Below are 1,806 nucleotides of genomic sequence, written 5' to 3' on the forward strand. Positions count from 1 at the left end.
TACCAGATACATTTAACCCGGTAAATCCCGAACTAAGCCAGGAATCACCGTGTATGGCAAGATAGAAAAAGCAGCAAGCTCTCCTATCAAGGAGGTATCTCTCAAAGCTTTCAATAAAATATTGAAAGCGCCATTTTTGTCCCTGTCCAGAGTGTGTCCGCACTTTGGACATTTAAATATTTTAGACCCGCCTAATTTAGAATGAACGTGTCCACATTTGGAACAGATTTTCGATGTGTACTCTTCTGTCACGTCTACTACAACACCACCATGCTTGGTAGCTTGATGCTTCAACGTTTGTTTAAAGCGATAATGGCTCAACGTAACCATCGCTCTAGCCGTTTTAGTCGCCAACCTGCGTTTGCCTTTTTTGACCATTTGTTGTGTCTCAAAGGTTGGCAAGAAAATTAACTTGTACTTGCTTGTCAAATATTTTGCAGCTTTCTTGTGTAGTTCATTGACCAAGTTTTTAATCTTGCTCCTGATTGGGGCTGCTGATTTTCGCAGGCAATACCTTAGTCGCTTGAACTCTCTCCCTTTACTTACTCCAATACGGGACATTAATTTGTCTAGATGCCTTGCTAGGCGATAGATACGACCGATATCGTTTTTTCCTATTTCGATGAAGTCACTACCATCAAAACCAGTAAGAAAAGTTCTGACACCCGGATCTAAAGCAATAACTAAATCGCTCTCAATTGGCTTGATTTTTGGTACATCAATTGCATAGCAAATAAACCATTGCCTGTTAATCAAGCTAAGTGTCGGTTCGTGCTGCATTACCTCGATAATGGGCTCCGATGACTTGAATGTTAGTTCCTTAGTAGAAAGTGGGTAAAAAGTTCCTAGTTTCCAATTGGACGTTTGAAATCGGATAGTCTCAGATGCGTCGAAACGGCTTCTAAATTTTGCCGTTCCTTTTGTCTTTTTAGCTGCTTTGTGTGCTTCAAAAGCTTGGAAGACTGCCATTTGGCGCGGATTGTAAGGTTGTTCAGACACCCAACTAGGGGCTGAGTCCATTATTTTCTTCCTTAAGTCATACTTACCAATTTTTTCATCTTTCAGGATAGCAATTGCTTGATTGTAACACCATCTACTTGCTGCAATCCAACTCCTCCACTTCGCTGCTAGCTTGGTTTCCGGGTAAACTCGAATCTTCTTTGATAGCAGATTTGTATTTTCGCAAACCATAGAGTCGGCTGCTAAAGACGTGGATGATGGCAAGGATATCTTCAACCATTTCTCGTTCTGGAGACAACTCGTTTCTGCTGAGAACCATGAGTTGGCAATTGTTTTGCTCGCAGATCCATTTGATAAGGTCGCCACCAAACCGGCACAGTCTGTCTTGGTGTCCGACCACAACTGCTGAGATATCTCCTGACATGACTTGTCCCAGAAGGGCAAGAAGCGCTTTTCTTTTGAAGTTGAGTCCGCCTCCGATGTCTTTAAAGACTTTAGCTTGCGGATAGAGGCTTTGGAGGTAACTGACTTGCCTATCAAGGTCTTCGCGCTGTTTGTAGCTGCTGACCCTGGCGTAGATGGCTGTAACTCGGTCATGTCCGGTTCCGAGAACGCTGTCGATATCATAGCGTCGCTGGTTAGAGGGAGTTCTGATTGCTGATATTTTGCCGACAAGTTCCCAGTTTCTAAGGGTTTTGTCTGAGACTTGCAAGATTTTGCAAGCTTCTCGTGGTGTGACATATCTGGTCATCGCTAGGGGGTATTTTTGCGTTCTCCAACCATAGTGCCAGGTTCTACAAGGATTTACCAGAATATTCTAAGAAATCGTTTACTTTGTAACATCAG

2 protein-coding genes are annotated in these 1,806 nt (G+C 43.0%); both read right to left on the reverse strand.

The features are described 5' to 3' along the window. Nucleotides 1-12 precede the first annotated feature (12 nt). The gene (locus tag QUB20_RS28350; RefSeq protein ID WP_333291839.1) at nucleotides 13-1,191 is read right to left on the reverse strand and encodes a transposase; all 1,179 of its coding nucleotides are present in this window, start codon (nucleotides 1,189-1,191) and stop codon (nucleotides 13-15) included. Further along, a complete protein-coding gene (locus tag QUB20_RS28355; RefSeq protein WP_333244076.1) occupies nucleotides 1,094-1,711 on the reverse strand; it encodes an IS607 family transposase in 618 nt (205 codons plus the stop codon). The genes QUB20_RS28350 and QUB20_RS28355 overlap by 98 nt, the downstream gene beginning before the upstream one ends. Between the last annotated feature and the right edge of the window lie 95 nt (nucleotides 1,712-1,806).

The sequence above is a fragment of the Microcoleus sp. B4-C2 genome, from assembly GCF_036705265.1.
GTDB lineage: Bacteria > Cyanobacteriota > Cyanobacteriia > Cyanobacteriales > Microcoleaceae > Microcoleus.

What these genes read in the sequence shown, in the direction of transcription:
- QUB20_RS28350 (WP_333291839.1), bottom strand. Translation starts at nt 1,191, where the DNA reads ATGGTTTGCGAAAATACAAATCTGCTATCAAAGAAGATTCGAGTTTAC.
- QUB20_RS28355 (WP_333244076.1), bottom strand. Translation starts at nt 1,711, where the DNA reads ATGACCAGATATGTCACACCACGAGAAGCTTGCAAAATCTTGCAAGTC.